This is a genomic window from Streptomyces sp. NPDC085931 (assembly GCF_044540565.1).
Classification (GTDB): Bacteria; Actinomycetota; Actinomycetes; order Streptomycetales; family Streptomycetaceae; genus Streptomyces.
Map to the genome: position 1 here is coordinate 351,135 of NZ_JBITSK010000004.1, position 23,098 is coordinate 374,232.

The 23,098-nt window shown below is 74.4% G+C and carries 20 protein-coding genes; 4 read left to right on the plus strand and 16 right to left on the minus strand.

The window, feature by feature from the left end:
• Window positions 1-92 precede the first annotated feature (92 nt).
• The 6 genes from ACIGAN_RS10340 to pdhA form a co-directional block, all read right to left on the minus strand.
• Window positions 93-1,190 carry a potassium channel family protein gene (locus ACIGAN_RS10340; protein ID WP_365098920.1) on the minus strand — a complete coding sequence of 366 codons (1,098 nt, stop codon included), beginning with the start codon at window positions 1,188-1,190 and terminating at the stop codon, window positions 93-95.
• Window positions 1,187-2,572, minus strand: coding sequence for a molybdopterin molybdotransferase MoeA (locus ACIGAN_RS10345; protein WP_399856623.1), 1,386 nt, complete (start codon window positions 2,570-2,572; stop codon window positions 1,187-1,189). The genes ACIGAN_RS10340 and ACIGAN_RS10345 overlap by 4 nt, the downstream gene beginning before the upstream one ends.
• Window positions 2,569-3,711, minus strand: coding sequence for an NTP transferase domain-containing protein (locus tag ACIGAN_RS10350; RefSeq protein WP_399856625.1), 1,143 nt, complete (start codon window positions 3,709-3,711; stop codon window positions 2,569-2,571). Before ACIGAN_RS10350 ends, ACIGAN_RS10345 begins: the two co-directional genes overlap by 4 nt.
• A gap of 86 nt (window positions 3,712-3,797) precedes the next feature.
• Window positions 3,798-5,426 carry a dihydrolipoamide acetyltransferase family protein gene (locus tag ACIGAN_RS10355; RefSeq protein ID WP_399856627.1) on the minus strand — a complete coding sequence of 543 codons (1,629 nt, stop codon included), beginning with the start codon at window positions 5,424-5,426 and terminating at the stop codon, window positions 3,798-3,800.
• Window positions 5,426-6,430 carry an alpha-ketoacid dehydrogenase subunit beta gene (locus ACIGAN_RS10360; protein ID WP_399856629.1) on the minus strand — a complete coding sequence of 335 codons (1,005 nt, stop codon included), beginning with the start codon at window positions 6,428-6,430 and terminating at the stop codon, window positions 5,426-5,428. The genes ACIGAN_RS10355 and ACIGAN_RS10360 overlap by 1 nt, the downstream gene beginning before the upstream one ends.
• Window positions 6,427-7,572 (minus strand): pyruvate dehydrogenase (acetyl-transferring) E1 component subunit alpha, encoded by a 1,146-nt coding sequence (pdhA, locus tag ACIGAN_RS10365; RefSeq protein ID WP_365099368.1) that lies wholly within the window; start codon window positions 7,570-7,572, stop codon window positions 6,427-6,429. The genes ACIGAN_RS10360 and pdhA overlap by 4 nt, the downstream gene beginning before the upstream one ends.
• Before the next feature lie 188 nt (window positions 7,573-7,760).
• Here pdhA and ACIGAN_RS10370 point away from each other — a divergent pair, with 188 nt between their 5' ends.
• Complete coding sequence (locus ACIGAN_RS10370) at window positions 7,761-8,246, plus strand: Lrp/AsnC family transcriptional regulator (RefSeq protein WP_365736579.1); 486 nt, start codon at window positions 7,761-7,763, stop codon at window positions 8,244-8,246.
• Window positions 8,247-8,326: 80 nt separating this feature from the next.
• Here the strand turns inward: ACIGAN_RS10370 and ACIGAN_RS10375 are convergent, their stop codons facing one another.
• Both ACIGAN_RS10375 and ACIGAN_RS10380 read right to left on the minus strand, forming a co-directional pair.
• On the minus strand, window positions 8,327-8,917 hold the full coding sequence (locus tag ACIGAN_RS10375) for a TetR/AcrR family transcriptional regulator (protein ID WP_365736359.1): 591 nt from the start codon (window positions 8,915-8,917) through the stop codon (window positions 8,327-8,329).
• Window positions 8,914-10,431 (minus strand): 3-hydroxyacyl-CoA dehydrogenase, encoded by a 1,518-nt coding sequence (locus tag ACIGAN_RS10380; protein ID WP_399856631.1) that lies wholly within the window; start codon window positions 10,429-10,431, stop codon window positions 8,914-8,916. The genes ACIGAN_RS10375 and ACIGAN_RS10380 overlap by 4 nt, the downstream gene beginning before the upstream one ends.
• Window positions 10,432-10,591: 160 nt before the next feature.
• On the opposite strand from ACIGAN_RS10380, the gene paaN reads away from it, so the two are divergent.
• Complete coding sequence (gene paaN, locus ACIGAN_RS10385) at window positions 10,592-12,283, plus strand: phenylacetic acid degradation protein PaaN (RefSeq protein ID WP_365736363.1); 1,692 nt, start codon at window positions 10,592-10,594, stop codon at window positions 12,281-12,283.
• A gap of 96 nt (window positions 12,284-12,379) precedes the next feature.
• On the opposite strand, the gene ACIGAN_RS10390 is transcribed toward paaN, so the two are convergent.
• The 7 genes from ACIGAN_RS10390 to ACIGAN_RS10420 form a co-directional block, all read right to left on the minus strand.
• Complete coding sequence (locus tag ACIGAN_RS10390) at window positions 12,380-13,123, minus strand: TrmH family RNA methyltransferase (RefSeq protein WP_399856633.1); 744 nt, start codon at window positions 13,121-13,123, stop codon at window positions 12,380-12,382.
• The gene (locus tag ACIGAN_RS10395) at window positions 13,120-14,334 is read right to left on the minus strand and encodes an HTTM domain-containing protein (protein WP_399856635.1); all 1,215 of its coding nucleotides are present in this window, start codon (window positions 14,332-14,334) and stop codon (window positions 13,120-13,122) included. The genes ACIGAN_RS10390 and ACIGAN_RS10395 overlap by 4 nt, the downstream gene beginning before the upstream one ends.
• Window positions 14,331-15,320 carry a DUF5819 family protein gene (locus tag ACIGAN_RS10400; protein WP_399856637.1) on the minus strand — a complete coding sequence of 330 codons (990 nt, stop codon included), beginning with the start codon at window positions 15,318-15,320 and terminating at the stop codon, window positions 14,331-14,333. Before ACIGAN_RS10400 ends, ACIGAN_RS10395 begins: the two co-directional genes overlap by 4 nt.
• Before the next feature lie 342 nt (window positions 15,321-15,662).
• Entirely contained in the window at window positions 15,663-15,992 is a 330-nt protein-coding gene (locus ACIGAN_RS10405; RefSeq protein WP_365099387.1) for a rhodanese-like domain-containing protein, read from the minus strand.
• 82 nt (window positions 15,993-16,074) lie between these two features.
• Window positions 16,075-16,929 (minus strand): hypothetical protein, encoded by an 855-nt coding sequence (locus ACIGAN_RS10410; protein WP_399856639.1) that lies wholly within the window; start codon window positions 16,927-16,929, stop codon window positions 16,075-16,077.
• A gap of 227 nt (window positions 16,930-17,156) precedes the next feature.
• The gene (locus ACIGAN_RS10415; RefSeq protein WP_399856641.1) at window positions 17,157-18,608 is read right to left on the minus strand and encodes a DUF2252 domain-containing protein; all 1,452 of its coding nucleotides are present in this window, start codon (window positions 18,606-18,608) and stop codon (window positions 17,157-17,159) included.
• 329 nt (window positions 18,609-18,937) lie between these two features.
• Window positions 18,938-19,723, minus strand: a complete 786-nt coding sequence (locus ACIGAN_RS10420; protein ID WP_399856643.1) for a ScbR family autoregulator-binding transcription factor — start codon at window positions 19,721-19,723, stop codon at window positions 18,938-18,940.
• A 160-nt stretch (window positions 19,724-19,883) separates the two neighbouring features.
• Here ACIGAN_RS10420 and ACIGAN_RS10425 point away from each other — a divergent pair, with 160 nt between their 5' ends.
• Window positions 19,884-20,882 carry a ScbA/BarX family gamma-butyrolactone biosynthesis protein gene (locus ACIGAN_RS10425; RefSeq protein WP_399856645.1) on the plus strand — a complete coding sequence of 333 codons (999 nt, stop codon included), beginning with the start codon at window positions 19,884-19,886 and terminating at the stop codon, window positions 20,880-20,882.
• Window positions 20,879-21,802 carry an NAD-dependent epimerase/dehydratase family protein gene (locus ACIGAN_RS10430; protein ID WP_399856647.1) on the plus strand — a complete coding sequence of 308 codons (924 nt, stop codon included), beginning with the start codon at window positions 20,879-20,881 and terminating at the stop codon, window positions 21,800-21,802. The genes ACIGAN_RS10425 and ACIGAN_RS10430 overlap by 4 nt, the downstream gene beginning before the upstream one ends.
• On the opposite strand, the gene ACIGAN_RS10435 is transcribed toward ACIGAN_RS10430, so the two are convergent.
• The gene (locus ACIGAN_RS10435; RefSeq protein ID WP_399856649.1) at window positions 21,747-23,075 is read right to left on the minus strand and encodes a cytochrome P450 family protein; all 1,329 of its coding nucleotides are present in this window, start codon (window positions 23,073-23,075) and stop codon (window positions 21,747-21,749) included. The two genes, ACIGAN_RS10430 and ACIGAN_RS10435, sit on opposite strands and share 56 nt — an antisense overlap.
• Window positions 23,076-23,098: the final 23 nt, after the last annotated feature.

Here is a 23,098-nt window from a genome sequence, read left to right on the forward strand (position 1 = left end):
GCACAGCACCGGCCCCCGCGCACCGGTCCCGTGCGCGGGGGCCGGTGCTGTGCGCGGGGGCCGGTGCCGTGCAGCCCGGGCCGAGGACGCCGTCAGTCGCGGTGCATGGGCCGGATGTCGGGGGTGACCTGGATGGCCGGTGTCTTGCGCACGATCGTGATGAGGCGGTCGGTCAGCTCCAGCCTCCCCACCGCCGGGTCGTCGTACCCGAGCACCCGGTGCCCGCGTATGACGCTGACCACCAGGTCGGCGACCTCGCGCGGCGTCTTGCCCACCTCGGCCTTGACGACCGGGCGCTCGACCAGGTCGAGGCCGCTGCCCTGCTGGATGAGGTCCTCCATCACCATGCCCGCGGAAGGGCTGAGCACGGACAGGCCGAGCAGCCGGCCGGCGGCGCTCGCGCTGGTGATGACGGCGTCGGCACCGGACTGCTTGAGCAGCGGCGCGTTCTCCTCCTCGCGCACCGCGGCCACGATCTTCGCCCCGCGGTTGAGCTGCCGGGCGGTCAGCGTCACCAGCACCGCCGTGTCGTCGCGCTGGGTGGCGATGATGATCTGGCGGGCCTTGTGCACCTCCGCCCGCTTCAGCACCTCGCTGCGGGTCGCGTCCCCGACGATCCCGGCGTAGCCCTCGGCGGTCGCCGCGTCTATCACCTTGGAACTGGGGTCGACCACGACGACCTGTTCCTTCTTCAGCCCCGTCGCGCAGACGGTCCGGATCGCCGACCGGCCCTTGGTGCCGAAGCCGATGACGACGGTGTGATCGCGCAAGGTGGACCTCCAGCGGGTCAGCCGCCACTCCTCCCGGGTGCGCTCGGTGAGGGCTTCGAGGGTGGTACCGACCAGGATGATCAGGAACAGCACGCGCAGGGGCGTGACGACGAGAATGTTCGTGAGCCGGGCGCTTTCACTGGCCGGCGTGATGTCACCGTAGCCGGTGGTGGAGAGGGTGACCGTCGCGTAGTAGAACGCGTCGAGGAGGCTGATGCCTCCGCCCGCGTTGTCGTTGTAGCCCTCGCGGTCGGCGTAGACGATCAGCGCGGTCGCGACGAGGACCACCAGGGCCATGGAGAGCCGTTTGGCGACCTGGCGGAACGGATGCTCCACCACCTTCCTCGGCAGCTTCACGCGATGGGTCACCAGATGCTCGTCGGCCTGGCGGGCGATCGCGTCCTGGCCCGGAAGTTTCACGTGAAACACACCCCGATTCCTCCGGACGCCCAGGGCAGGTCCAGCAGTTCCGCCTCCTGCCCGGGACGCGCGCCGCCGGGCGGTACGACGGCCAGCGCGTCGGCCGCGGCGATGCCGCGCAGCATGGCCGGGCCGTTGTAATGCAGCGGTACGGCGTGGTCGCCGCGCAGGGCCACGGGGACGAGCCGCGTGTCGTGCGGGTGTCCCTGGACGCCGTCGCGCAGCGCCAGGGTGTACGCCTCCGGGGCCGGGCGCGCGGCGAGGATCCGCAGCAGCGGCTCGGCGAGCGTCAGCAGCCCGGAGACGGCGGCGAGCGGATTGCCCGGCAGACCGACCAGGTGCTGGGTTTCCGCGGTGCGCGCCAGCAGCATGGGGTGGCCGGGGCGAACCTTGACGCCGTCGACGAGGAGTTCGGCTCCGAGCCGGCGCAGCGTGGGGTGGACATGGTCGACGGGTCCCGCCGCGGTGCCCCCGGTGGTGACGACGATGTCCGCCTCGGAGGTGCCGATCGCCTCGCGCAGGGCGTCGGCGTCGTCGCGCACCCGCCGTACGGCGGTGACCTCGGCGCCGAGCGCGCGGAGCCAGGGCGGCAGCATCGGGCCGAGGGCGTCCCGGATCAGCCCGTCGTGGGGCAGTCCCTCGGTGAGCAGTTCGTCGCCGAGGACGAGGACCTCGGCCCGGGGGCGCGCAACGGCGGTGAGGGTGTCGTACCCGGCCGCCGCGGCGAGTCCGAGCACGGCCGGGGTGACCAGGGTGCCGACGGGCAGGAGCTGGTCGCCGGTGCGGCATTCCTGGCCGCGCGGGCGGATGTCCTGGCCGGTCGTGACGTCCCGGGTGGCGTAGAGGCGGCCCTTGTCGTCGGTCCGGCCGTGCTCGGTGCGCAGGACGGCGCTGGTGTCCTGGGGGATGCGGGCGCCGGTGGCGATGGGAACGGCCTCGCCGTCGCCGAGGCGCTCCGGTCCGGCGTGCCCGGCCAGGACGCCGTCGTCCCGTACGGCCCAGGGGGCCGGGCCGGCGACCGCCCAGCCGTCCATCGCGGAGGTGTCGAAGGAGGGCAGGTCGGTGAGGGCGTCGAGCGGGGCGGCCAGGGTGAGGCCGAGGGCGTCGCCCAGCGGCACGCAGACGGGGGTGCGGCGAGCGGCCCGGACGGCGTCGCGCGCGGACCGTTCGGCGACGGCGCGGGCCTCCGGCCAGGGCGTCGCGCGGTGGCGGCCGGGGGGTGCCGGGGTGTCCTGCTGCCGGGGCGTGGAGGTGCTCGGCGCCTCGCTCCGGGCGGCGGGGCGGGACGCGTAGGAGCCGTTGCTGTCGTTCACGAGGGCGAGCACCTCCTCGACGTCGAGGTCCTCGGCGTCCTCACCGGTGCGGCTGCCGGGCGGCGTCATCCGGCGTCCGGCCGGGTGTCGGGGGTGGCGTCGGGAGCGACGTCGGCCCGGGTGGCGTCGACGCCGGACGGTCCGGAGCCGGACGGTGCGGCGTCTGACGGTCCGGAGTCGGCCGGTGCGGAGCCGGACGGTGCGGCGCCTGACGGTCCGGAGGCGGCCGGTTCCGCGCCGGACGGCGCGGAACCGGACGTGCTCTCCTCGGCCCAGCGCGTCGCGAGCGCCGCGGCCTTGCGGGCGGCCTCGGCGACCGCCTCGGGGCCGCCGCCCGCCCGTGCGGCCGCGTAGCCGACGAGGAAGGTGGTCAGCGGCGCCGCGGGCCTGGCCACTCCGTGCGCGGCGTCGCGGGCGAGGTCGAGCAGGCCGCGGGTGTCGACGTCGAGGTCGATGCCCAGTTCGTCCTTGACGGCGGTGATCCATTCATCCAACACGTGCCCATGCTCCCTGATACGTGCCCTGGCGGTGGCGATGTCGTCCCAGGTGTCGCAGTCGAAGGACGCGACGGGATCGGCGATGCGGGTGAGGTGCAGTCCGGCGACCAGGCGCCGCAGCGGAAGACCGTGCGGGGAGCCGTGCCGGGCGGTGAGGTGCGCCAGCGTCTCGCGCAGACGCGGCGCGCGGTACGCGGCCACGAGCGGCTGGTCGCGGCCGTCGGCGTCGGTCAGCAGCACGCCGTCGGCGCCGCTCGCGCGCAGCGTGTCCAGGAGCCGGCCGACGGTCGTCCCGTCGAGGAACGGCAGGTCGGCGGAGACCACCACGACGTGCTCGGCGGTGGTGTGCCGCAGTCCGGCGGCGAGCGCGGCGAGCGGGCCGCCGCCGGGCGGTTCCTCACGGGCCCAGGTCACGGGACGCGCGGTCGGCCGGGGCGCGGCGACCACGACGGTGGTTGCGGCGTCCGCGCAGGCCGCGAGCACGCGGTCGAGCAGGGGCCGCCCGCCCACGCGCACACCGGGTTTGTCCGCGCCGCCGAGGCGCCGTGCGGCACCACCGGCGAGCACCACGGCGTCGTACCCGACGGCGTCGTACCCGACGGCGTCGTGGGCGACGGCGTCGTGGGCGACGGCGTCGTGGGCGACGGGGTCGGCCCGCCGGCCGGGAGCGGTCGCGGCGCCTGGTTCCCCTGGGGGCTGGTGTGCGCTCACCCCCCGAGTATGCGTGCCCCCGCGATCACACGGAACGCGGGGGAAGCGACGCGATCACGAGCCGCAGCTCGCACAAGGAACAGGAATTACAGCGTCCGCAGCAGCACCGCCGGTTGCTCCACGCAGTCCGCCACGTACCGCAGGAAACCGCCCGCCACACCGCCGTCGCACACCCGGTGGTCGAAGGTGAGCGAGAGCTGCACGACCTGGCGCACCGCCAGCTCCCCCTCGTGCACCCACGGCTTGGGGACGATGCGGCCGACGCCGAGCATGGCGGCCTCGGGGTGGTTGATGATCGGCGTGGAGCCGTCGACGCCGAAGACGCCGTAGTTGTTCAGCGTGAAGGTCCCGCCGGTCAGGTCGGCCGGGGTCAGCGTCCCGGCCCGGCCCGCCTCGGTCAGCCGGGCGAACTCGGCGGTCAGCGACTCGGCATCGCGCGCGTGCGCGTCCCGTACGACCGGGACGACGAGCCCGCGGTCGGTCTGCGCCGCGAAGCCCAGGTGCACGTGGTCGAACCGGACGATCTCCCTGGCCTCGGTGTCGACCGTGGAGTTGAGCTCCGGGAAGCGGGCCAGGGCGGCGGTGCAGATCCGGGCCAGCAGGGCCAGGAGGGAGATCTTCGGGCCGCCGGCCGCGTTCATGGCCGCGCGGGCCCGCATCAGCTCCGTGGCGTCGGCGTCCACCCAGCAGGTCGCGTCCGGGATCTCCCGGCGGCTGCGCGCCAGCTTGTCGGCGACGGCGCCGCGGACGCCCTTGAGCGGCGTGCGGATCTCGCCGGGGGCCGGGGCCGCCGACGACCGGATCGCGGGGGCGGCCGTGTCCGCGGTCCGCACGGCGCCGGCCGCGCTCGCCGTCCGCGCCACGGCCGGGTGCGGTTCCGCCGCCGGGGCAGCCGGGACCGCCCGGGCCGTCGTGCCGCCGCGGCCCGCCGCGCGCAGGGCGTACTCCACGTCCGCCCGCAGGATCAGCCCGTCCGGGCCGGAGCCGGTCAGCTCGCGCAGGTCGAGGCCGTTCTGCCGGGCCAGCCGGCGCACCAGGGGCGAGATCACCGGGACGGGCCCGTCGTCGACGGCGAGGCCGCCCGCGTGCCCGTTCACCGGGCGGGCGGAGGTGCCTGCCTCCGCCGGTGCGGCCGCGCGGGCCGATCCGGCCGCACCGGTCCCGCCGCCCGGGGCCGCCTCGTCCCGCCCGTTCACGGCGGCGCCGGGGCGCGCGCCACCGGCGGCGGCCGCCGCGGGGGCACCCGTCACCGGCCGTCCCGGCCGGACCCTGCGGCGCCGCGCGGGCGCCTCGGACGTGCCGTAACCGACGAGGACGTTCCCCGAGCCGTCGCCTCCGGCCCGGGACGAGCCCGTGCCACCGCCACGGGACGAGCCCGCGGCCCCGCCACCGGACGAGGACCCGGCACCGGAACCGGAGCCGGACGAAGACCCGGCGCCCGGGTCACCGCTGTCGCCGGACGGCGTCCGCTCCCCCACCGCCACCGTGATCAGCGGCGCCCCGACGGGCAGTTCCTGGCCCTCCTCGCCGAAGCGGGCCGTGACCACGCCGCCGAAGGGGCAGGGCACCTCCACCATCGCCTTGGCCGTCTCGACCTCGACGACCGGCTGGTCGATGGCGACCACGTCGCCGACCTCGACCAGCCAGCGCACGATCTCCGCCTCGGTGAGCCCCTCTCCGAGGTCGGGCAGCTTGAACTCCAGCACTTGTGCCATCAGCTCTCGGCCTCCCACTGCAGGCGCCCCACGGCGTCCAGGATCCGGTCCACACCGGGCAGGTGGTGGCGCTCCAGCATCGGCGGCGGGTACGGGACGTCGAAGCCGGCCACGCGCAGCACCGGCGCCTCCAGATGGTGGAAGCAACGCTCCGTGACCCGGGCCGCGATCTCCCCGCCCGGGCCCCCGAAGGAGCCCGACTCGTGGACCACGACCGCGCGTCCCGTCCGCCGCACCGAGGCGCACACCGTCTCGTCGTCGAACGGCACCAGGGAGCGCAGATCGACGACTTCGAGGTCCCAGCCCTCGGCCCGGGCCGCCTCGGCCGCCTCCATGCAGACGGGTACGGACGGCCCGTACGTGATGAGCGTGGCGCTCCGGCCCGAGCGCCGCACCACCGCGCGGCCGATGGGTTCAACGGGCGCGGGCTCCTCCGGGTTCCAGGAGTCCTTCGACCAGTACAGCCGCTTGGGCTCCAGGAAGACGACCGGGTCGTCGGAGGCGATGGCGGCGCGCAGCAGCCCGTAGGCGTCGGCGACGGTCGCGGGCGTGACGACATGGAGCCCCGGAGTCGCCATGTAGTACGCCTCGGAGGAGTCGCTGTGGTGCTCGACGCCGCCGATCCCGCCGCCGTAGGGGACGCGGATGGTGAGCGGCAGGGGCATCGCGCCGCGGGTGCGGTTGCGCATCTTGGCCACGTGCGAGACGAGCTGCTCGAACGCCGGGTAGGCGAACGCGTCGAACTGCATCTCCACGACCGGGCGCAGGCCGTACATGGCCATGCCGACGGCCGTGCCGAGGATGCCCGCCTCGGCCAGCGGGGTGTCCGTGCAACGGTCGTCGCCGAACTCCTTGGCGAGTCCGTCGGTGACGCGGAAGACGCCGCCCAGGGTGCCGACGTCCTCGCCCATGACGTGCACGGCGGGGTCGGCGGCCATCGCGTCGCGCAACGCGCGCGTGAGGGCCTGCGCCATGGTGGCCGGCTTGACGGCGACGGTGGTCATCGGTGCGTGCCCTCCTCCGGCTCGGCCTCGGCCTCCAGCTCGGCCCGCAGCTGCTCGCGCTGCTCCAGCAGCTGGGGCGTGGGCTCGGCGTAGACGTGGGTGAACAGGTCCATCGGGTCGAGGACCGGGTCCTGGTTCATCTGCTCGCGCAAGGCGGCGGCCATGGTCTCGGCGTCCTGGCGGGCGGCCTCGATGCCGGCCTCGTCGAGCAGGCCGCGCGCGGTCAGCTCGCGCTCCAGCAGCGCGATCGGGTCGTGCGCGCGCCAGGCCTCGACCTCGGCGTCGCCCCGGTAGCGGGTCGCGTCGTCGGCGTTGGTGTGCGCGTCCATGCGGTAGGTGATCGCCTCGACGAGGGTCGGGCCGCCGCCCGCGCGGGCGTGGGCCACGGCGTCGGAGAGCACCTCGTGGACGGCCGCCGCGTCGTTGCCGTCGACCAGGCGGCCGGGCATGCCGTAGCCGACGGCCTTGTGGGCCAGCGACGGGGCCGCGGTCTGCTTGGCGAGCGGCACGGAGATCGCGAAGCCGTTGTTCTGCACGAGGAAGACGACCGGGGCCTGCCAGACGGCGGCGAAGTTCAGCGCCTCGTGGAAGTCGCCCTCGCTGGTGCCGCCGTCGCCGACCATGGCCAGCGCGACCACATCGTCGCCCTTGAGGCGGGCGGCGTGCGCGAGGCCCACGGCGTGCGGCAGCTGCGTGGCCAGCGGGGTCGACAGGGGCGCGACCCGGTGCTCGTAGGGGTCGTAGCCGGTGTGCCAGTCGCCGCGCAGCAGCGTGAGCGCCTGGGCCGGCTCCACGCCGCGGGCGACCACGGCGAGGGTGTCGCGGTAGCTCGGGAAGAGCCAGTCCTGCTCCTGGAGCACCATCGCGGCGGCGACCTCGCAGGCCTCCTGCCCGGTGGTGGAGGGGTACACGGCGAGGCGGCCCTGCTTGGTGAGGGCGGTGGCCTGCGCGTTGTAGCGGCGGCCGCGGACCAGCTGGGCGTACAGCGTCCGCAGCAGCTCCGGGTCGGCCTCGGCGGCCGCCTCGGTGCCCAGGACGCGGTACGGCTCGGCGTCGGGCAGCAGCGGTGCGGGGTCGGTACGCGGCTGCCAGGCGGGCGGCGGGGTCGGCCGGTACGCGCCCCGCTGCTCCATGACCGTCATGACGGCACCTCCTCGTGGGAGCGGCTTGGAGGCACGTCGGCTGTGATGCGCCTCACCTACCGATTGTTCGGTCGTCGGCACATTTTGGCTACGGGTGGCCTCAGGCTGTGGACAAACGGTTCTCCACAGCCTGAGATGGACGCAGGACGTCCATGGCGGGGAGGGTGGCGCGGGTGGCAGCTGAACAAATGGCCGAGAGTCCGGACGACAGCGGCGCGCTGCCGCCGGCCCGGCCGCTGGACGCCGTCGACCAGGACATCCTGCGCATGCTCCAGGCGGACGGCCGCGCCTCGATACGGTCCGTGGCCGAGCGCGTCCACGTCTCGCGCGCCAACGCCTACGCCCGCATCAACCGGCTCGTCGAGGACGGCGTGATCCGCGGCTTCGGCGCCCGGGTCGACCACGAGCGGGCGGGGCAGGGCACGTCCGCGTACATCACCCTGAAGATCGTGCAGAACTCCTGGCGCACGGTGCGCGAGCAGCTCAGACAGCTGCCGGGCGCCTCCCACATCGCCCTGGTGGGCGGGGACTTCGACGTGCTGCTGCTGGTGCACGTGTCCGACAACCGGTCGCTGCGCGAACTGGTGCTGACCCGGCTCCAGGCGATCCCGGAGGTGCTCAGCACGCGCACGCTGCTGGTCTTCGAGGAGGAGGACCTGGAGCCGCAGGGCTGAGCCGAGCCGCGCCCGCCCTCCTTGGCCGCTCCCCGCCGCCCTCAGCCGGGCCCCGCCGGCCTCAGCCGCTCCCGCCGGCCTCAGCCGCTCCTGCGGAGCCCGCCGAAGGCCAGCTGCACCACCGCGTCGGCCACCTCGCGCTCGTTCATCCCGCGCCCGTCCGGCCGGTACCACTCGACGATCGAGTTGATCATCCCGAAGACCAGCCGGGTCACCAGCCGCACCTCCACGTCGCCGCGCACGTCCCCGTCGGCCGCCGCCGCCTTGAGCAGGTCGGCGACCCGGTGGTCGAAGTCGCGGCGCCGGTCCAGGGCCCACCGCTCGGTGCCGGTGTTGCCGCGCACGCGCAGCAGCAGCGTCACATAGGGCAGTTCGGCTATCAGCACCTCGACCATGCGCCGCACGACGTACTCCAGGCGCTCGGCGGCCCGCCCCACGCGCGCGGGCTCCTCGTCGAGGATCCCGAACAGGCCGTCCAGGGCGCGGCTCACGGCCCGGCGCAGCAGCTCCTCCTTGCCGGTGACGTGGTGGTAGATCGAGGACTTGGAGATGCCGGCCGCCTTGGACAGGTGCTCCATGGAGGTGCCGTCGTAGCCGCGCTCGTTGAACACCCGGACGGCGACGGACAGCAGCGTGTCCGGGGTGTAGGTGTCGCGCTTGGCGGTGGTCATGAGGCGTTGCCCTCCCGCGGGTCGGAGGCGTGGGCGTGGCGGTAGAGCGCGAGGGACGGCGCGTAGCGCCCCGAGGGGTCGCGCAGGTGCAGGTCGTCCAGGAGCGCGTACGCCCAGGAGCGGCCGAGCCTGCGGCTCCACTCGAAGGGACCCAGAGGGTAGTTGACCCCGAGGCGCATCGCCGTGTCGATGTCCTCCTCGGTGGCGACGCCCTTGGCGACCGCGTCGTGCGCGAGGTCGATGATCCGGGCGACCGTGCGCGCGACGATCATGCCGGGGACGTCGCCGATGACGGTGACCTTCTTGCCGAGCGCCTGGAAGAGGCCGATCGCCTCGGCGAGGGTCTGCGGGGCGGTGTCCTGGGATGCGGACAGGGCGATCCGGGTCGCCGTGCGGTAGTCCAGGGCCAGGTCGAAGTAGACGACGTCCCGGAACTCCACGGAGGTCTGCCCGTCGGCGAGGGCCAGCTGCCCGCCGCTCGGCAGCACCAGGCGGGTGCCGTTGTCCTCGTCCTCCTGGCGGACCTGGATCCCCGCCTCGCGGATCAGCGCGAGCAGGTCCGCGGCCGGCCCGAGGTCACCCTCGGCGACCACGTGGGCGGGCGGCTGCCGCCGCTCCGCCGTGTCCGGCTCGGGCCGCTCGGCGCCGTCCCGGTGGTCGTACCAGCCGTGGCCGGTCTTGCGGCCCAGCCGGCCCGACTCGACCAAGCGGCGCTGGGCGAGGGAGGGGGTGAAGCGCACGTCGTGGAAGAACGACTCCCAGACCGACCGCGTGACGGACTCGTTGACGTCCTGGCCGATCAGGTCGGTCAGCTCGAACGCGCCCATCCGGAAGCCGCCCGACTCGCGCAGCACGGCGTCGATGGTGGCCGGGTCGGCGCCCTGTGCCTCGTACACGGCGAAGGCCTCGGCGTAGAAGGGCCGGGCGATGCGGTTGACGATGAAGCCGGGGGTGTCCGCGCAAGCGACCGGGGTCTTGCCCCAGGCGCGGGCGGTCTCGTACGCGCGCGTGGCGTAGGTGACGTCGGTGGCGAAGCCGGAGACGACCTCCACCAGCGGCAGCAGCGGAGCGGGGTTGAAGAAGTGCAGGCCGACGAAGCGGCCGGGGACGCGCAGGGCGCCGCCGATGGCGGTGACGGACAGGGAGGAGGTGTTGGTGGCGAGCAGGCAGTCCTCGCCGACGATGTCCTCCAGCTCGCGGAACAGCTCCTGCTTGACGTCCAGCCGCTCCAGGACGGCCTCGACGACCAGGGAGCAGTCGGCCAGCTCGGCGAGGGTCTCGGCGGGCAGCAGACGGGCGCGGGCGGCGTCCCGGTCGGCGGCGCTGAGCCGCTCCTTCTCGACGAGCCGGTCGAGGCGGGCCCCGATCGCGTCGGCCGCCTGCCGCGCCCGCCCCGGGAGGGCGTCGTACAGCCGTACCGGATGGCCCGCGACCAGCGCGACCTGGGCGATTCCCTGGCCCATGGTGCCGGTGCCGACGACGGCCACGGGGCTGCTGAGGTCCAGTGCTGTCATGTGCGCGATCCTCCCGCACGGGGTTTTCCACAGATGCGGCGGACCCCCTTGAACCGACCGATCGTTCGGTTACTCTAGCTCTGTCCGAGTGTTCCTGCCCAGGTTTCTGCCCAGGTCATGAACTCGACGAAGAGTTCTTGAGACGAGGAGTTGGTCACCCATGACCGCCGCACTCTCGGCGCACGAGCTGATCGCCCGGCACCGGTCCACCCTCGACCAGGCGCTGGAAGCGATCCGCACGCGCGCGTACTGGTCCCCGCACCCCGAGCACCCCAAGGCCTACGGGGAGAACGGCAGCCTGGACGCGGCGGCGGGCAAGGCCGCCTTCGACGCTCTGCTCGGCAGCCGCCTCGACCTCGGCCAGCCCGGGACGGACGACTGGGTGGGCGGTGAGACGTCCCCGTACGGCATCGACCTGGGCGTGACATACCCGCACGCGGACCTCGACGTGCTGCTGCCCGCCATGAAGGCCGGGCAGCGGGCCTGGCGGGACGCGGGCGCCGAGCAGCGCGCGGTGGTCTGCCTGGAGATCCTCAAGCGCATCAGCGACCGGACGCACGAGTTCGCCCACGCGGTCATGCACACCTCCGGCCAGGCGTTCATGATGGCGTTCCAGGCCGGCGGGCCGCACGCGCAGGACCGCGGCCTGGAGGCGGTGGCGTACGCGTACGTGGAGCAGGTGCGCACGCCCGACAACGCCGAGTGGACCAAGCCGCAGGGCAAGCGCGACCCGCTGGCGATGACCAAGCAGTTCACGCCGGTCCCGCGCGGCATCGCCCTGATGATCGGCTGCAACACGTTCCCGACGTGGAACGGCTACCCGGGCCTGTTCGCCTCCCTCGCCACGGGCAACGCGGTCCTGGTCAAGCCCCACCCGCGCGCGGTGCTGCCGCTCGCCCTCACCGTGCAGGTGGCCCGCGAGGTGCTGGCCGAGACCGGCTTCGACCCGAACCTGGTCGCGCTGGCCGCCGAGCGCCCCGGCGAGGGCATCGCCAAGACGCTCGCGCTGCGCCCCGAGATCCGGATCATCGACTACACGGGCTCGACGGAGTTCGGCGACTGGCTGGAGGCCAACGCCCGCCAGGCGCAGGTCTACACGGAGAAGGCCGGCGTCAACACGGTCGTCGTGCACTCCACGGCGGACTACAAGGGCATGCTCTCCAACCTGGCGTTCTCGCTGTCCCTGTACAGCGGCCAGATGTGCACGACCCCGCAGAACCTGCTGATCCCGCGCGAGGGCATCTCGACGGACCAGGGCCCCAAGTCCTACGACGAGGTGGTCGCCGATCTCGCCCGCGCGGTGGACGGGCTCCTGGGCGACGACGCCCGGGCCAACGCCCTGCTCGGCGCGATCGTCAACCCGGACGTGAAGGCCCGGCTGGAGGCCGCGGCCGGGCTCGGCGAAGTCGCCCTGGCCTCCCGCGAGATCACCAACCCGGACTTCCCGGGGGCGGTCGTGCGCTCGCCGGTCATCGTGAAGCTGGACGGGGCCAAGCCGGACGCCGAGGCCGCCTACATGAGCGAGTGCTTCGGGCCGGTGTCCTTCGCCGTCGCGGTCGACTCGGTCACGGACGCGGTGGAGCTGCTGGGCCGCACCATCCGCGAGAAGGGCGCGATGACGGTCGGCGCGTACACCACCGACCCCGAGGTCGAGCAGGCCGTGCAGGAGGTCTGCCTGGAGGAGGCGGCGCAGCTGTCGCTGAACCTGACCGGCGGGGTGTACGTGAACCAGACGGCCGCGTTCTCCGACTTCCACGGCTCGGGCGGCAACCCGGCGGCCAGCGCGGCGCTGTGCGACGGCGCGTTCGTCGCGAACCGCTTCCGCGTGGTCGAGGTCCGCAGGGAGGCCTGACGGCCCGGGATGCGGGGTGCGGGGTGCGGGGTGCGGGGTGCGGGTCGCTGTGCGGCCGCGGGCCGTCCGTGGTCGTCCGCGCCGTTCCCCGCGCCCCTAACGGGGCGCTGCCAGGCTCCAGTGGTAGAGCGTCATCGCCACGCTCGTCGCCAGGTTGTAGCTGCTGACCTGGGGGCGCATCGGCAGGGACAGCAGGTGGTCGGCACGCGCGCGCAGCTCGGGTGACAAGCCGGTGCGCTCCGAGCCGAACGCCAGGACGGCGTCGTCCGGCAGCGCGACGCCCCGGATGTCGTCGCCCTCCGGCTCGAGGGCGAACAGGGGTCCCGAGGGCAGTTCGCCGACGGTCAGGCGTTCCACCGCCGTCGCGAAGTGCAGGCCCGCGCCGCCGCGCACGACCGTCGGATGCCAGGGGTCGACCGTGCCGGTCGTCACCACGCCGGTCGCCCCGAAACCGGCCGCGAGGCGGATCACCGCGCCCGCGTTGCCGAGGTTGCGCGGGTTGTCCAGCACCACGACCGGGGCCGTGCGCGGGGCGTGCGCCAGCCGCTCCAGGTGGGACTCCCGCGAGGGACGGACCGCCAGGGCCGCCACGGCCGTCGGGTGCGGGCGCGGCACGAGCGAGGTGTACGTCCCGTGCGGGACCTCCGTCAGCAGCGCGTCCAGCGCGTCCCGCACGTCCGGGGCCAGCTCGTCCGCCAGGGCGAGCGCGGCGGCCCGGTCGGCGGTGACCGCCACCGGCACCTCGGCGCCGAACCGCACCGCGTGCTTGAGGGCGTGGAAGCCGTCGAGCAGGACGGTGGTGGCGGCGAGCCGGTGCCAGTCGGCGACGGGGTCGGTCATGCCCCGAAGCCTACGTGCGTGGCCTCGGCGCTCTCGTGGCCGCGCTGTCCGGGCACCCGGGGGCGCTCGGCGCGCCGGCGCGGGAGGCGGTCCCGCACGCGAGCCGCCCCGGCGCCCAGACGGCGCAGGAACGCCGTCGGCAGGAACACCGCGTCCACCGCGATCATCGCGAGCGAGAAGAACGGCAGACCGAGAACGACCGCGATCGCGGCGTGCTCGACGATCATGACGGCCAGCAGGACGTTCTTCACCCGCCGGTTGAGCAGCGTGAACGGGAACGCGACCTGGACCAGGACCGTCCCGTAGGTCACGAGCATCACGAGCGTGCCGCTGGCGGACAGCAGATCGGCGAGGGCGGGCCAGGGCGAGAAGGACTCCAGGTGGAGCGGGTAGTAGACGGCGGTGCCGTCCTGCCAGCGGGACCCCTGGATCTTGTACCAGCCGGCCGTCGCGTAGATCAGGCACGCCTCGGCCATGATCACGAGCAGGGCGCCGTTGTGCACGACGTCGGCGACGACGTCGAGCACGATCCGCGGCTCGCCCGAGCCGGCGCGGCGGCCGGCCAGCCACCACAGGGCCTGCGCCGCCCACACGGTCCACAGCAGGGCCGGGATGAGCCAGTCGCCCTGCATCCGGCCGGCCAGGGTCACCGCGAGCAGCACGCACCCGAGGACGCCCCACAGGGCCGGTCCCGTCCGGTCGGTGACCCGCTCGCCGCGCCCGCGTGCCGCCCGGTCCCGCGCGGCACGCCGGGCGTCCAGCGACCACACCCGGGCGCAGCGCGTGAACACCAGGTAGATCGACATCAGGTGCAGCACGTTGTCGCCGCCGTCGCCCATGAAGACGCTGCGGTTCTGCAGCGACAGCACGCCGACCATGAACAGCACCGACATGGTGCGGGTGCGCCAGCCCAGCAGCAGCAGGGCGCTGGTGAGGATGGCCAGCGCGTAGACGACCTCGAACCAGACACGGCCGTCGAACCACAGCAGGGCGGTGAAGGCGCCGTTCGAGCCGATCAGCTGCTCGGCCAGGTCCCGGCTCCAGGGCCCGTCGGGGCCGTAGAGCTCCTGGCGGTGGGGGATCTCGCGGAGCAGGAACAGCAGCCAGGTGGCGCTGAAGCCGATGCGGACGACGGCGGTCTGGTGGGGGCCGAGGGCCGCCCCGGTGACCCGGGCGATGCCGCGCGAGACGGCCAGCAAGAAGCGGTTCACCGCACGCCTCCCACAGCCTCGTCGCGCGGCACGTCCCACCAGGGCAGCTCACGGTAGGAGGGCGTCGTGGCGACCTTCTCGCGGCTCCACTCGGGCGGGGGCACGTTGCTGGTGCGCGAGCGCATCTGCACCCGCTCCACGACTCCGCCACCGCCCGTCGTGGCCCGAACCGCGTCGTTGCGGTCCAGGCGCAGCACCGCGATCCGGCGCAGATACGCCTCCGAGAGCGCGCCGCGCAGGCCCACGGGGCGGTTCCGGGCGTAGTGGGTGGCGACGTAGAAGTCCCACGCGCGGCGCAGCTCGTTCTGCTGGGTGTGGCTGGGCAGCGGGTTGCCGTCGATCGCCCGGCCGTCCTCGGCGGACAGGTCGTACCAGCCGGTGGTCACGGTCATGCCGTCCGCCCCGCGCACCGAGGCCCTGACCTGCACGGAGATGTTCTGCTGCAGCGGATTGGGGGCGAAGAGCTTCCAGTTCTGCTCGAACTCCGGGTAGATCCACTCGTCCACGGCCTCGCCGTGCTCCCGGGTGACGGTGTTCGCCGGCGCCACGTGCAGGAACGTCATCCCGAGGTGCACACAGACCCCGACCGCGACGACCGCGAGGGCCAGCGCCACGACGATCCGGTACGGCAGGGCCAGCACGGCGACACCGCCCCGGGCCTCACCGGGCGGGCCGGGCACGGGAGGCGGGCCGGGCAGGGGGGACGGGCCGGGAAGGGGGGACGGGCCGCCCTCGACGTGTGCACGCGGGGCGGGGAGCGGCCCCAGGGTCGGTCGAGGCCCCGACGAAGCCGACCCCGCCGACGCCGCCGACACCCCGGACTTCGTAGACACCTCGGACGTCGGCGACACCTCGGACTCCGTAGGCACCTCGGACGCCGCCGACGTCTCGGACTCCGTCGACGCCTCGGACTCCCCGGACGACCCCGGCTGGGCCGGCACGCCCGGGCCGGTCCGGGCGGTCGAGCCCTCGTCGTACGCGTCCACTCCGCCCCGTTCCACGATCCCGGTCCGTCGTTCCGTCCGCCCGGCCGCGAGGGCGTCGCACCGGGCGCGCACCCCTGCGCGATCCCGGCACCGGCACGGTACTCAGGCCGCCCACCCCGGCACAGCCCCCTGTGGCGACGGCCACGGTGCGGACCGCTCGGCAGACCCCGCAGGCTGTCCACGGGGCACCCCCGCCGGCCGTCCAGGAGGGACACCCTACGGCGCCCGCCGTACGCCCGTTCCCCTCTCCTGGAACCCGCGGGCGCGAGGGCGTCGTCCTCGCCGAGCGGACGTGCGCGCCGGCGCTCGGGGAGCGGGCGCTGTGCAGGCGGAACGGCAGGCCTAGAGGACGAACCCGGGCTGCCCGTCGTCGGTCACCACGGGGCGGCCCGCCGCCTCCCACACCTGCATGCCGCCCTCGACGTTCACGGCGTCGACGCCCTGCTGGGCCAGGTACATGGTGACCTGGGCGGAACGGCCGCCGGAGCGGCAGATCACGTGCACCCGGCCGTCCTGCGGCGCCGCCTCGGTCAGCTCGCCGTACCGGGCGACGAACTCGCTGATGGGGATGTGCAGCGCACCCTCGGCATGACCCGCCTTCCACTCGTCGTCCTCCCGGACGTCCAGCAGGAAGTCGCCGTCCTTGAGGTCCGCGACCGCGACGGTGGGCACACCAGCTCCAAAACTCATGCGTCCGACGCTACCCGAACCCGCCCCGGGACGGCCGGGACGGCCAGGGCGGCCGGGACGCCGATCAGCCCGTGCCCTCGCCGAGCAGCGCGGCCAGCTCCGACTCCCGCTCACCGACCTGCGTGCGCAACTGCTGCCCGATCTCGTCCAGGAGGCGGTCCGGGTCGTCCGGGGCCAGCTGGAGCATGTGGCCTATGGCGCTGTCCTCCAGCTCCTTGGCGAGCACGGCGAGCAGTTCCTTGCGCTGGGCGAGCCATTCGAGGCGGGCGTACAGCTCCTCGGCACGGCTCGGGCCCCGGTGCAGCTCGGGTCCCCTGGCCCATTCCTCGGCGAGCTCGCGCAGCTCCGCCTCGTCGCCGCGGGCGTAGGCGGCGTTGACCCGGGTGATGAACTCCTCGCGCCGCTCGCGCTCCTTCTCCTCCTGCGCCAGGTCCGGGTGGGCCTTGCGGGCGAGGTCGCGGTAGAGCTTGCGGGCCTCCTCGCTGGGCCGCACGCGCTGCGGGGGCCGGACCGCCTGGTCCGTGAGCATCGCCACGGCCTCCGGGAACAGGCCGCTGTCGTCCATCCAGCCGTGCAGCAGCTCCTCCACGCCCGGGATGGGCGCGAGCCGGGCACGGGCCTCCTGCGCCCGGCGGTGGTCCTCCGGGTCACCGCTGCGGGCGGCCCGGGCCTCCAGGATCCGGGCGTCCAGCTCCTCGAGCCGGGCGTAGAGCGGACCGAGCTTCTGTTCGTGGAGCCGGGAGAAGTTCTCGACCTCGACGCGGAAGGTCTCCACCGCGATCTCGTACTCGATCAGCGCCTGCTCGGCGGCCCGTACGGCCCGCTCCAGCCGCGCCTCGGGGCGCGCCGCCTCGTCCTCGGGCGTCACCTGTTCCTCACCGGCGCCGCCACCACCCTGCTCAGCTTCCGGGGTCGTCACCCGACCAGCCTAGGCCACGACCGGGCCGGGCCCGCGCGCCCGCCCGCCGCCGTCCCACGCCGGTCTCCGCCGCCCGGCACGCCGGTCTCCACCAGCGTCACACGCCCGTCTCCACCGCCACGCCCTTCTCCACCGCACGCCACGCCCGTACCTGCCGCACGTCACGCCCGTGGCGGCCGCACCTCACACCCGTGGCAGCCGCGCCTCACGCCCGTCTCCCTCGCACGTCACACGCCCGTCTCCGCCGCGACCTTCCCCGCGCGCACCGCCGCCACCAGGTCCGCGTGGTCCGCCTCCGTGCGGTCGGCGTAGGCCACCGCGAAGGCCGCCATCGCCTCGTCGAGTTCCTCGTTCTTCCCGCAGTACCCGGCGATGAGCCGCGGGTCGGCGCTGTGGGCGTGGGCCCGGGCCAGGAGGGCGCCGGTCATCCGGCCGTAGTCGTCGAGCTGGTCGGCGGCCAGGGCGGCCGGGTCGACGCTGCCCTTGCGGTTGCGGAACTGGCGCACCTGGAAGGGGCGTCCGTCGACCGTCGTCCAGCCGAGCAGGTTGTCGCTGACGACCTGCATGCGCTTCTGGCCGAGCACGACCCGGCGGCCCTCGTGACCTGCCTCGGGCGGTTCGAAGCCGGCCGTCACCAGATGCGGCACCAGCGCCGAGGCGCGCGCCTCCTTCACCTGGAGCACCAGCGGCTCCCCCCGGTGGTCCAGGAGCAGCACGACGTAGGACCGGGTGCCGACGCTGCCGGTGCCGACGACGCGGAACGCCACGTCGTGCACCGCGTACCGGGCGAGCAGGGGCAGGCGGTCCTCCGGCAGGGTCTCCCGGTACTCCTCCAGGGACGCCGCCACCGCCGCGGCCTCCTCGTCCGGGACGCGGCGCAGCACCGGCGGGGCGTCGACGAAACGGCGTCCGCCGTCCTCCGTGGCCTCGGTCGACTTGGCCGCGAAGCGCCCGCTGGTGTTGAGACGGGCCTTGTCCGAGACCCGCTCCAGCGTGCCGAGCAGGTCGTGGGCGTCCGTGTGGGAGACGAGCTCCTCGTCCGCGATGGCGTTCCACGCGTCCAGGACCGGGAGCTTGGCCAGCAGCCGCATCGTGCGGCGGTAGGCGCCCGCCGCGTCGTGGGCCGCCTTGCGGCAGGTGTCCTCGTCCGCGCCCGCCTCACGGCCGGCCAGCACCAGGGAGGTCGTCAGGCGCTTGAGGTCCCATTCCCAGGGGCCGTGCACCGTCTCGTCGAAGTCGTTCAGGTCGATGACCAGGCCGCCGCGCGCGTCGCCGTACAGGCCGAAGTTGGCCGCGTGGGCGTCGCCGCAGATCTGGGCCCCGATCCGGGTCATGGGGGTGCGCGCCAGGTCGTGGGCCATGAGGCCGGCCGCGCCGCGCAGGAACGTGAACGGGGTGGCGGCCATGCGGCCCACCCGCAGGGGCGTCAGCTCGGGGAGCCGGCCGCGGCCCGACTCCTCGACCGCGCTCAGCGCGTCGGGCCGGGAGGGGTCCGGCTCGAACGCGGCGTGCGCGCTGCGCGGGACGCGCTCGCGCAGGGCCTTGCCGTCCTCCTTGGGCGAGCCCGCGGAGGGCCACTCCGCGAAGCCGCGCACCCGGGGCAGCCGGGGCGCCGTCCCGTCCCCGCCGCCCCTGCCCGTGTCGTCCCCGTCGCTCTTCCCCGCCGCCGTTCCGGTCATCCCGGCCCCGCCTCCCCCGCACGCGCACGAACATCAACTCGTGCCGACGGTACAACCGGCGGCCGCGACGCGTCAGACCCTGTGGACAACTCCACGACTGTGGACAACTCCCGCGCCCACCCACGGCGCCCCCGCCCGCCCCGTCACGCGCACCACCGGCCGCGCCACCGCCGCCCGCACCCCGCCGGACCACCCACCGCCGAGCACGGCCCGCACTCCGCCGGACCACCCACCACCGGGCACGTCCCCCACCCCGCCCAACGGCCCACCGCCGGAGCACCCGGCCCAACGGCCCGCCGCCGAATTCCCCCGGCCCGGCCGACCTCCGCCTACGCCCCGGAAGGCGCCTCCACCGGCACGACCCCCTCCGGCCCCCCGGCCACCCGCTCCCCCTCCGAAGCCCCGCCCGAACCCGCACCGGGCGTCCGCACCGAACCCCCGCCCGCACCCGCACCCGGCCCCCGCTCCGAGACCGGGTCCTCCGTCACCCACCCCTGCGCCAGCACCCGCTCCGCGCGGTTCTCCGAGATGTCGAGGCGGGCCAGCATCGCGGGGACGGCGATGCTCGGCAGGAAGTGCTCGAACATCACCACGACACGGCGCTCCAGGTCCTGCCGCTGGCAGCGCAGCTGGGACAGCAGCTGCACCCCGGAGAAGCTGCCGACCAGCAGCTCCGCCGTCTCCGCCACGTCCACGTGCGGCAGCAGTTCGCCCTGGGCCTTCGCCTCGCCCAGCCGCTGCACGTTCTGGTCGATCCACATCTGGAAGGCCGGTGTGCGGTCGAGGTCCATGGCGCCCTGGTCCAGGGCGAGCCCCACGCTGGCGCGCACCAGCGGCTCGGACCGCAGCCGGCGGGCCAGCACCAGCCCGGAGTCGACGAGTTCCTGGAGCTTGCTGGACTGCGGCGGGAGCGTGATCGCGAGCTGTTCCTCGAACACCCCGATCGCCAGCTCCTCCTTGGAGCCGAAGTGGAAGTACAGCGCGCCCTTGGTGACGCCCGCCCGGTCCAGGATCTCGCCGATGGTCGCCGAGGTGTAGCCGCGTTCGTCGAAGACGGCCGCGGCCGCCTCCAGGATGGTCCGCCGAGTGCGGATCGCGCGCTCCTGTCGCGCCATCGGGTGCCTCCTGATCTCCGTCGATCCTTGTCAACTCGCAGTGTGGCGAGGGCGCGAGAGCCTGTTGCGGCGGCTTGGTCTTCCCTTTGAAAAAAACCGGCTCGTCCGTATCTTAGTCAAACGCCGACCACAGCCGGGCAGCCGATGAGCGGGGGTTCTCATGCCGCGGACAGGACCTTCGAGCGCACTCACGGACGATCAGACCCGACGAGCGGACCGCTGGGCAAACGCGGCCGCGCCGGTCGTCGAGAACGCGCCACACCGGACCGTCACGAAGGAACTCGCCCACCGCACCGCCGACACCGACGTCTTCCCCACCGGGTGGACCCGAATCTCCGACACCCGCTTCCGCTTCACCGCGCACTGGCCGGCCGCCCACCCCTTCTTCGGCCCCGTGGACGCGGCCCACCAGGACCCGATGATCGTGGGCGAAACGTTGCGGCAGGCGGCGATGGTGCTCGCGCACGCCGAGTTCGGGGCCCCCGCCGACACCCATTTCGTCATGTGGGACCTCACCGTCCACACCGACCCGGCCGCGCTGCCCCTGGCGGAGGCCGCCGAGCCGGTCGTCGTCGACGTCGTCTGCTCCGAGATACGCCGCCGTGGCCGCGGCCTGGCCGGGATGCGGACCACGATGGAGTTCCGCCGCGCGGGCCGGTTCGTCGCCCGCGGCACCGGCAGCACCGGCTGCACCTCACCGCTCGCCTACCGGCGCCTGCGCGGGCGGCAGCTGGCCGCCATGGACACGCCCGTGCCGCTGCTGCCGGGCGTCGCTCCCGGGCTCGCCGGCCGCAGCCGCGCCGAGGACGTCGTCCTCGCGCCCGGCGACCGGCCCGGCGTCTGGCGGCTGCGCGTGGACACCGGCCACCCCGTCCTCTTCCCCCGGTCCAACGACCACGTCCCCGGCATGCTCCTGTTCGAGGCGGCCCGCCAGGCCGCGACCGCCGCCTCCGGCCTGCACCCCTTCCTGCCGCGCGCGATGTCGGCCACCTTCGCCCGCTACGCCGAACTGCACAGCCCCTGCCTGCTGGAGACCGAGGTGCTCGAGGACAACCCCGAGGAGGTGACCGTCCGGGTGTCCGGGCGGCAGGACGGCGAGCCGGTCTTCACGGCCACCCTCACCTCCGCGCGGCCCGGGCCGGCACGGCCCCTGTCATGACGGTCACCTTCCTCCTCACCGGTGCGAGCGGCTTCGTCGGCAGCCGGGTGGCGGACGCGGCCCGCCGGCGCCCGGGTGTGCGCGTACGGCCGCTGTCCCGGCAGGGCGCGCACGACCCCGACGCCGTCCGCGGCGACCTGGCCGACCCGTCCTCCCTGCGCGGTGCCTGCGCCGGCGTCGACGTGCTGGTGCACTGCGCCTCCCGGATCGGCGGCGACGACGCCACCGTCGAGGCCGTCAACGACCACGGCACCCGGGCCCTGGTCGAGGAGGCCGTGCGCGCCGGAGTGCGCCGGATCGTGTACGTGAGCACGGCCGCCGTCCACGGCCGGGGCCCCTTCCGCGGCGTACGCCCCGGTCAGGCCCCGATCGCGCCCGCGTCGGCCACCAGCCGCACCCGGGCCGCCGCCGATCGGCACGTGCTCGACGCGGGTGGCCTGGTGCTGCGCCCGCACCTCGTGTACGGCGAGGGCGACCGCTGGGTCGTCCCCGGAGTGGCGTGGCTGCTGGGCGAGTTGTCCGCGACGGTGACCGGCTGCACGGCGCTGCAGTCGATGATCGACGTCTCCACCCTGGGCCGCGCGGTGGTGGCCGCGGCGCTGTCCCCGGAGCACGGCGGCGGCGTGCACTACGTCGGCCACCCCGAGCCGGTGCCCGTCACCGAACTGCTCGGGGCCGTGCACGAGGAGCTGGGGGTGCCCGGCGGCGGTGCGGCGGTGGACGTCGCCACCGCCCTGGACCGGGCCGCCGGTTCACCGCGCGCCCTGCACCACCTCGCCATGCTCACGGTCGACCACTGGTTCGTGGACGACGGGTTCTGGAAGGACCTCGACTGCTCGCCCGGGGACGGGTTCGCGGCCGGATTCAGGCGCTCGGCACCCTGGTACCGCTCGTTCCTCGCAGGCCGGACAGCTTCCTGACCGCCTCCGCCTCCTCCGGGCGCGGGCCCGTCCGCGGGCCGTGCAGCAGCACCGGCAACTCCCGGTGGCCGGTGGAGATGATCGAGCGCAGCCGCTGCGGCGGGCGCCCCGGATCGGCCAGGGCGAGGCGCGGGAACCGCTCGAACAGCGACGTCAGCGCCACCGTCGCCTCGGCCATCGCCAGGGGCCGGCCCAGGCAGTGGTGCACGCCGTGGCCGAAGGACACGTGGTCGCGGCTGGTGGCGCGCGTGATGTCGAACCGGTCGGCGTCCGGGCCGTGCCGCTGCGGGTCGCGTCCGGCGCCGGCGAAGGAGACGACGACGGGGTCGCCCTTCGGGATGACGAGATCCGGCTCGATCTCGATGTCCTCCACGGCGTAGCGCAGGCCCGACATGGCGCCCGGCGCCTCGTACCGCAGCGACTCCTCCAGGGCGTCCTCCCAGGTCGCCCGGCCGGAGCGGACCAGGTCCAGCTGGTCGGGGTGGGCGAGCAGGCTGTGCACGGTGTTGTCGATGAGGTTGACCGTGGTCTCGAAGCCCGCGGTGAGCAGCAGGATGAGGTTGTCCATCAGCTCCTGTTCGCTCAGGCTGCCTTCGTCGTGGGCGGCGATGAGGGCCGTGGTCAGGTCGTCGGCCGGGTGCGCGCGCTTGTGACTCAGGAAGGCGCTCAGCGTGGCGTAGAGGTCGACCGCGTTGGCCTGGGCGTCCTCCAGGGAGATCGCCGTGTCGAAGAAGCGGCCGATGATGCGGTACAGGGCCCGGCGCGGGCCGTCCTCGCCGTGCGGTACGCCGAACAGTTCGCACACCACCTCGTGCGGCACGGGCGCCGCGAACGCCGCGCGCAGGTCGACGACTTCACCCTCCGGCAGCCGCTCCAGGTCGTCCAGGGCCCGGTCGACGATCTCCTGCACGCGGGGCAGCAGCGCGTCGACGCGGCGTTTGGTGAAGGCGGCCGCCATCGGCTTGCGCAGCCGGCCGTGGTCGTCGCCGTAGGCGGTGACCATGTTGCGCACGGAGACCCAGATGGCCAGCGGCCAGGTGCGGGAGATGTCCCCGTTGATCCAGGCGGGCCAGTGCCGGTAGGCGTCCTTGCTGGTCTCCGGTCCGGCCAGGAGCCGTTTGTTCAGCTCCAGGCCGTTGATCCACCACGCCCGTACGCCGCCCGGGAGTTCCACCTCCACGGCCGGGCCCTCGGCGCGGATCCGGGCTATCTCGTCGTAGAGGTGCTGGCCGGACGGGTCGATCGTCAGGAAGGGGCAGGCCGGTCGTGCCATGAGCGTCGCTCCTCGGTTCCCGG